This is a genomic window from Shewanella sp. SR44-3, assembly GCF_014163735.1.
GTDB lineage: Bacteria > Pseudomonadota > Gammaproteobacteria > Enterobacterales > Shewanellaceae > Shewanella.
Map to the genome: position 1 here is coordinate 23,920 of NZ_JACJDV010000041.1, position 7,336 is coordinate 31,255.

The 7,336-nt window shown below is 44.2% G+C and carries 7 protein-coding genes; 5 read left to right on the top strand and 2 right to left on the bottom strand.

Features of this window, described 5'->3' with window-relative positions; genetic code table 11:
- Positions 1-268 precede the first annotated feature (268 nt).
- Together glnA and H5073_RS15445 are read left to right on the top strand one after the other, a co-directional pair.
- On the top strand, positions 269-1,678 hold the full coding sequence (gene glnA, locus H5073_RS15440; RefSeq protein WP_182680458.1) for a glutamate--ammonia ligase: 1,410 nt from the start codon (positions 269-271) through the stop codon (positions 1,676-1,678).
- 421 nt (positions 1,679-2,099) lie between these two features.
- Positions 2,100-3,314: a dicarboxylate/amino acid:cation symporter gene (locus tag H5073_RS15445; RefSeq protein WP_182680459.1), complete on the top strand. Its 1,215-nt coding sequence runs from the start codon at positions 2,100-2,102 to the stop codon at positions 3,312-3,314.
- 187 nt (positions 3,315-3,501) lie between these two features.
- On the opposite strand, the gene H5073_RS15450 is transcribed toward H5073_RS15445, so the two are convergent.
- The gene (locus H5073_RS15450; protein WP_182680460.1) at positions 3,502-4,149 is read right to left on the bottom strand and encodes a DUF2959 domain-containing protein; all 648 of its coding nucleotides are present in this window, start codon (positions 4,147-4,149) and stop codon (positions 3,502-3,504) included.
- Positions 4,150-4,171: 22 nt separating this feature from the next.
- Positions 4,172-4,405, bottom strand: coding sequence for a hypothetical protein (locus H5073_RS15455; RefSeq protein ID WP_182680461.1), 234 nt, complete (start codon positions 4,403-4,405; stop codon positions 4,172-4,174).
- A 109-nt stretch (positions 4,406-4,514) separates the two neighbouring features.
- On the opposite strand from H5073_RS15455, the gene H5073_RS15460 reads away from it, so the two are divergent.
- The 3 genes from H5073_RS15460 (at position 4,515) to H5073_RS15470 (ending at position 6,929) form a co-directional block, all read left to right on the top strand.
- The gene (locus tag H5073_RS15460) at positions 4,515-5,474 is read left to right on the top strand and encodes a virulence factor BrkB family protein (protein WP_182680462.1); all 960 of its coding nucleotides are present in this window, start codon (positions 4,515-4,517) and stop codon (positions 5,472-5,474) included.
- 446 nt (positions 5,475-5,920) lie between these two features.
- The gene (gene dtd / locus H5073_RS15465) at positions 5,921-6,397 is read left to right on the top strand and encodes a D-aminoacyl-tRNA deacylase (RefSeq protein WP_182680463.1); all 477 of its coding nucleotides are present in this window, start codon (positions 5,921-5,923) and stop codon (positions 6,395-6,397) included.
- 16 nt (positions 6,398-6,413) lie between these two features.
- Entirely contained in the window at positions 6,414-6,929 is a 516-nt protein-coding gene (locus tag H5073_RS15470; RefSeq protein ID WP_404948406.1) for a thioesterase domain-containing protein, read from the top strand.
- Positions 6,930-7,336: the final 407 nt, after the last annotated feature.

The following is a 7,336-nucleotide window of genomic DNA, read 5'->3' on the forward strand; positions in this document are numbered from 1 at the left end:
AAGTTTAGCAATTGAATTGCACTATTATGGCGCGTCACATTGCACCAAGATGGTGCCGTGTAAATATTTGAGTCCAATAGTTATTTTATATTCCCAACAATATCAATCTATTATATTGTTGGCATGTAAATCGCTTTAGGAATTGCAATCTTCATTGATACTTGGTTTTCTTGCAGCATGAAAGTGCAATCGCAGGCGTATTATAAACCCAGTACCTATGAGTCGAAATTATAAAAGGGACACCCTTTACCTTACTGGAGAGTCAAGCATGTCTGTTGAATCAGTGTTAAAGCAACTTGTAGAATTAGACGTTAAGTTCGTTGATTTACGTTTTACCGACACTAAAGGTAAAGAACAGCACGTATCTATTCCTTCTCATCAAGTCAATGAAGACTTTTTTGAAGACGGTAAAATGTTTGATGGTTCATCTATCACAGGCTGGAAAGGCATTAACGAATCTGACATGGTATTGATGCCAGATCCAACAACATTCGTACTTGATCCTTTCACCGAAGAAACCACTGCACTTATCCGTTGTGATATTTTAGAGCCGGGCACCATGACAGGTTATGATCGCGATCCACGCTCTATTGCGAAGAAAGCGGAAGCCTACCTTATCTCTACCGGTATTGCTGATACAGTCTTGATTGGTCCAGAGCCGGAGTTCTTCTTATTTGATGACGTGCGTTTTGGCACTGATATGTCGGGTTGTTTCGTTAAAATAGACGCGAAAGAAGCGGCGTGGAACTCAGGCACTAGCTATGAAGATGGCAACACAGGTCACCGTCCTATGGTCAAAGGTGGTTATTTCCCAGTTGCTCCGGTTGATTCATCACAAGACTTACGTTCGGCCATGTGTTTAGTGCTGGAAGAAATGGGTCAAGTGGTTGAAGCGCATCACCATGAAGTGGCTACCGCAGGTCAAAATGAAATCGCTACACGTTTTAACACCCTAACGAAGAAAGCGGATGAAATCCAAATTCTAAAGTATGTGGTTCATAACATGGCGCACGCTTATGGTAAAACAGCGACTTTTATGCCAAAGCCTATTGTTGGTGATAACGGCAGTGGTATGCACGTGCATCAGTCATTATCAAAAGATGGTGTTAACTTATTTGCTGGTGACAAGTATGCAGGCTTAAGTGAAATGGCACTTTACTACATAGGCGGCATCATTAAACATGCCCGTGCATTGAATGCCTTCACTAACCCCAGCACTAACTCGTACAAGCGTTTAGTACCACATTTTGAAGCGCCTGTGATGCTTGCGTATTCTGCTCGTAACCGTAGCGCATCAATCCGTATCCCTGTGGTACCAAGCCCTAAGGGTCGTCGCATCGAAGCGCGTTTCCCAGATCCACATGCAAACCCATATTTAGGTTTTGCGGCACTATTAATGGCAGGTCTTGACGGTATTCAGAACAAGATCCATCCAGGTGAAGCTATGGATAAAGACTTGTATGACTTACCGGCTGAAGAGGCGGCCGAGATCCCACAAGTGGCAACGTCGCTTGAAAATGCCCTGGAAAACCTTAAGGCAGATCATGAGTTTTTAACTAAAGGTGGCGTATTTAGCGAAGATTTCATCCAGTCTTACATTGCTATCAAAACAGCTGAAGCTGAGCGCGTGGCCCGTACCACTCACCCGTTAGAGTTTGAGATGTACTACAGCCTATAATTATTCCAGCAAGGTGATGGATTAGCCTTGTGAGATTAAATATTAAAAGCCCAGAGCATGTCTCTGGGCTTTTTCTTTTTTATGACAGAGTGCATATACGCAAATAACCTCAAGATACGAGTCTCAGAGTGCTTAGGGTGCTTTAATTCAAGGCGCATTGATGACAGAATGTCGACCCCCTTTTGAATTGATGCAACACTGAAGTGGAGTGCCCTAGGCGCTCCGTCCCGGCGGTTTTTAACCTACTTTATGCTGCGTTGACTATTTTTAACTTAGTCCACTAGGTCTGCAAATAGCCGCCTTGCCTAAAGTAGGTTAAATTCCCGCTGCATTCTGCATCTTGATGTTACTTGGGTATAGTACTTGCTTAGCATCGCATGAGTGGTTAGCTTGGAGGTTAACCTCTTTTACAAGGCTGATTATGTGGCAAAAATTAACTCCTTATCATGATGCTATTATTCTCTTGGCTGCACTATTACTTGGCAGTGTAATGGGATTAATTTGGCCGGCACAGGCATTAGCGCTACAACCCATAGGGCAAATTTTTCTTAATTTTCTGTTTATGATCATAGTGCCCTTGGTGGCAATCAGCGTGACCGCATCTATTGCGCAAATGACAGACTTGAAGCGCCTTGGACGTATTTTAGCGTTGATTATAGCGGTATCTATTGTGATGGCGGCCATTCCTGCGGTGGGGATCACCTTGCTGGCTTTAGGGTTTGATCCCGCTCAAGGCGTGCAGTTGACCCTTAGTGAGGCGGTTGACACTGGCTCAGGCAGTATGGATTTTGTGAACCTGCTAACCACCAATGATTTTGCCGGTTTGTTATCTAAATCCAATATCTTGGCCTTGATTATTATGTCTGTGCTCACAGGTATCGCTATCGGCCAGTCCGGTTCAGATGGCGAGCGGGTTTCTGGCATGTTGGCCAGCCTCAATACCGTGGTGATGAAGTTAGTGTCTATCTTAATGAAGCTAGCGCCTCTAGGCCTTGGCTGTTATTTCGCCGCCACTATGGCAAGTCAAGATGTGTCACTGTTAGGCACCTTTGCGCGGGCAATCGGATTATTTTTCCTCGCCACCTTAGTGTATTTGATTGTTGGCTCAAGCTTCTATGCATGGCTTGGCGGTGGTCGCCAAGGAGTGCGCACCTTTTGGCGTCATGCCATCACACCAGCGGCTACGGCTTTAGGCACTAGCTCCTCCCTTGCCACCTTGCCGATTAATTTGCGGGCGGCGCAAAAAATGGGCATAGATGATGCCACCGCCGAGATTTGCTTGCCGCTGTTGGTGAACCTAAATAAAGGCGGCGCCGCTATGATAACCGCCCTAAAAATCGTGTTTATTTATTCACTTCTTGGGTTGGCGTTCACACCAGAAGTGTTTGCCTTAACCATTTTGATTGCCGTGTTATCGGCATTTGTCATTGGCGGGGTACCGGGCGGCGCCTTTTTAGGAGAGATTTTTATTGTTACTACCTTGGGCTTGCCGCTGGAAACCATCCCTATTTTAGTGGTGCTAGGGGCTGTTACAGATGCCGCCTCTACCGTGATTAATGTGGTACACGATCTCAATGCTACCCAGATAATTGAACGCATCATGGGAAGCCGCGATAAAAGTGGCCTAGCGAATTAGCTTAATACTCTAGCCGTGTTTATTTGCATTAAGCCAATCATTCATTAGGCACTAATGCTTGACGATTATTCTTATGTAGCTTGGGGCAGATATTTTGCGATGTATTGCTTGCGGCCGAACAGTTTGGTGGAGGTAATAGGCGCCCACTGAATTTAATACCAAAGGGCGCCGCAGTATTATAGGGCGATTAGCTTTTACTCATGGACTCAATAAAGCGATTTGAGTCATCAATTGATTTGTTCATTGCTTTCAGCAGGCTGGCAATATCTGTTTGCAAGCTGCTGAATTCGCTTTTAATTGCGCCAATGGCTTGAGCGTTAAGATTGTGTTTTAAATACAGCATGTTGTCTTTCATGGCTGTTAAAATCGGCGGCATTTTAGCTTCGGCGCGGCGCATGCTCTTGAGTAAGGTATTATAGAGTCTTTGAGTTTCTTTAAGCTTACTTTGGCTGCTATTACGTAGGCTTGCTTTGCTTATCTCATCGATTTCCGCCTGCCACTCTTCAAATAAAGCGTCGGCAACATCTTCGACCCGCTCGATGCGATCGCTAACTCTATCGGCGGCATCCTTTGCTGACTCGTATTCATCTTTGGCTTTTTCATAGCTGGCTTCTAAATTTCCGCCATTGATGTGCAATAAGCTTTGTAGCTCCTCTAATGCGGAACTAAATTCTTGCTGCGCCTCTTGCTGTGATTCTTTAGCATCTTGGACTCTATCTAGCATTATGTCGCGTTTGTGATAGCCGACTTTCTCCATAGCGCCATAATAGGCGCTCTGACAAGCACTTAGGCATAAACAGCTACTCATTAGTAGTATAGGTACCCATTTTTTCATTATTCTAACCTCAAATTAGTGACTAGTATGGTGTGCTGTTCGCTTTAAATGTGGCCGCATCGATAATGCTCCAAAGGTGAAAGATGCCACCAATGATGGCCGGAATAATTAAGATCCAAAAGAAGTAGCCTACTGCGGTTATTATAAAAAACAGCAGTGCAGCAAAAATTCGACCTTGTACCAGCTGGCCAAGCCCTGGAATGAAGAAACTGGCGATGGCGGCAATGACATTACCCGCAGAACCTTGTTGTGACATCAATTTACTCCCAAACTATGTAAAATTCGTGTTATAAAGTGCTAGTAATTTGCATTAAAAACATAGTACCCAGTTACAGCCGTAATACCAATTTTTATAAGAGACTAACGTGGATAAAAAATTCAACATCAGCAGTGTTCGTGAGTTTTTCCTCAATGTATGGCGATTTATTTTGCACTTGAAATGCCGTCTAGTAGAGGACCAAATTAATATACGTGCTGGCCACTTGGCTTACGTCACCTTGCTTTCGTTAGTACCCATGATTGCGGTCACTATGTCTATGCTATCGGCGTTCCCTGTGTTTAAAGGCATTCGTGGTAAAATTGAAGACTTTGTCTACTCTAATTTTTTACCTGCCGCAGGGGATACGGCTCAGGTGTATATCAATGAGTTTGTGGCTAATGCATCCAAAGGTACTTTTGTGGGGATTATTGCATTAGTGGTTGTGGCACTCTTGTTGATATCGGCGATAGATAAAGCCTTGAACAACATCTGGCGCACCACAGAGACGCGCTCTTATGTGGTGTCTTTTTCCATGTATTGGATGGTATTAACCCTTGGACCAGTATTAATGGGGGCAAGTTTAGTTGCCACTTCTTATGTGGTTTCCCTCGAGTTGTTTAGTGATAGTGAATTATCGGGGCTACTACCTTGGTTGGTGGAAAGGCTGCCCATGGTGTTTTCAGTAGCCTCTATTTTATTGTTGTATATGGTGGTACCTAATCAAAAGATCAGGTTCTTTCATGCTCTTTTGGGGGCCATTGTTGCTGCCGTGCTGTTTGAGGCTGGCAAGCGAGGCTTCGCTTTTTACGTGACTCAATTCCCCAGTTATGAGGCGATTTACGGCGCTCTGGCGACAATACCCATTCTATTTGTATGGGTATATTTATCTTGGATGATAGTGTTATTGGGGGCAGAAATCACCGCAGCGTTACCTGAGTATTTGGCCGATCCTTTTGATAGAAGCCAGTCCGCAGCAGTGAAAGTAGCATCGAGAATAACAGCTGCAACGGATGATGCCTCAGCAATAACAACTCAAGTAACCAACATAACCAAAATGCCCAAATAGATCTGGAGCATGCATTAGCTGTACCTGGGCTTGCCCCCGAGCCGAGGCTGAATGAAATTGCCGTCATGAGCAGCTTTAGTTTGGCACTAATCGAGTCGAGTTCAATTTTGCAATTCATCACTATTTTAACGCCGAATCTCTAGTTGCCGCAGCATTGAAGCTGCCCTAGTGAAGACTTGGCTTATTCAGGGAGAATTAGATTGGGTGTGCCCATGGGAAATATTAAAGCCGCAATTATCTCTAGAGCGACAGGGCAGGATCACTTGCCAGCGATTGATAGGGGCTTATCACAGCCTGGCGGATCCTGGGGTTATTAATGCACTTGATGCATGCTGACAAACTGTAAACCCTAGCTGCAAACTAGAAGGCTAAAACCATGGGGTTGATAAGATAGTTATAAACGCAGCTATATAAGTAGCATAAGTTACAAAAATAAAGGATAGAAAATGATAGGCCTTATCCAAAGAGTAAAATCAGCAAGTGTAAGCTTAGAGCAAGACCAGGATGTGATAGGCCAGATAAATGCAGGATTAGTGGTGCTATTAGGTGTCGAGAGACAGGACACCCTAGAGACCATGGAAAAGCTGGCAACTAAAGTAATGAGTTACAGAGTCTTTAATGATGATAACGGCAAGATGAACTTGAGCCTTAAACAAACTGGCGGTGAATTGCTGGTGGTTTCTCAATTTACCTTAGCAGCAGATACAGGTCGCGGCCTGAGGCCGAGTTTTTCAAAAGCGGCAACTCCAGAACAAGCGGAGCAGCTTTACCAAGCTTTCATCAATTATTGTCGTCAGCAAGGCATTACCACGCAAACAGGACGTTTTGGCGCAGATATGCAAGTGGCATTAATTAATGATGGGCCAGTGACGTTTCATTTACAGGTATTAAATAAAGATGGCGCCAATACAGCAAACAACTGAGTTTGATAACATCCCCATCGATCCACTAACGCAAGCCTGGCTAGCGCAGTTACAACAAACTTGGCACCAGACCATCCCTGTTAGTCAATTTATGCAAATCACTCCAAATGATTTTAATGGTACAAGGTTTACTGCCATCGCGCCGTTAGCGCCGAACATTAATCTGCATCACACCATGTTTGCTGGCAGTATCTACACCTTAATGACACTCACAGGTTGGGGCATGGTGTGGTTACAGCAAAAGCGTCAGGGCATAACAGCAGACATAGTGCTGGCCGATGGTAAAATAAAGTATCATGCGCCAGTGACTGAAGCTCCAGTGAGTCAAGTGATGTGGCCTGCACCGACTAAGGCGCAGCTTGATAGCCAAATTGAAAGCCAAGCAATAGAGCGCTCAATATTGAATAGTGACTTTACTGACTTATATCGGTGCAACAAGATGAGTCACCACTTAGAAGTGCACCTTTATAGTGGTAAAACCTTATGTGCGACCTTTAACGGCCGCTACGTTTCACTTAAAAAACCAATATGAGTCATTAAATCGATAGCTATGGCTATTTTTCTGTTAAGAACCCCGCCTAATTTGCGCCATAACAAATCAAATTGTGGATAACTTTGGGGGTAAATGGTGCGTATCGTGTAGTTAAGTGTATAAAATGTAAAAAGATCGCCAAAAGACGATTTTTTTACACAAAAGCCCTTGCGTAAAAATCTGATCTGCCTATAATGCGCAACCACTGAGACGGCAAACGGTTCACGCCAACGCTGAATCAGTTTGGTTTATAGGTTGATTTGAAACAGTTAACTGCTTAAATCAAAGCGAAAAGAAAGTTTGAAAAAACACTTGACGCTGACAACGGATTGCGTAGAATACGCAGCCCAAGCCAACGACCTAGCGTCAACGGCCGCTGAATGAAAATTAAGTTTTTCATGTTAGCA

What these genes read in the sequence shown, in the direction of transcription:
- H5073_RS15450 (WP_182680460.1), bottom strand. Translation starts at nt 4,149, where the DNA reads ATGAAAAAATGGGTACCTATACTACTAATGAGTAGCTGTTTATGCCTA.
- H5073_RS15445 (WP_182680459.1), top strand. Translation starts at nt 2,100, where the DNA reads ATGTGGCAAAAATTAACTCCTTATCATGATGCTATTATTCTCTTGGCT.
- H5073_RS15455 (WP_182680461.1), bottom strand. Translation starts at nt 4,405, where the DNA reads ATGTCACAACAAGGTTCTGCGGGTAATGTCATTGCCGCCATCGCCAGT.
- dtd (WP_182680463.1), top strand. Translation starts at nt 5,921, where the DNA reads ATGATAGGCCTTATCCAAAGAGTAAAATCAGCAAGTGTAAGCTTAGAG.
- glnA (WP_182680458.1), top strand. Translation starts at nt 269, where the DNA reads ATGTCTGTTGAATCAGTGTTAAAGCAACTTGTAGAATTAGACGTTAAG.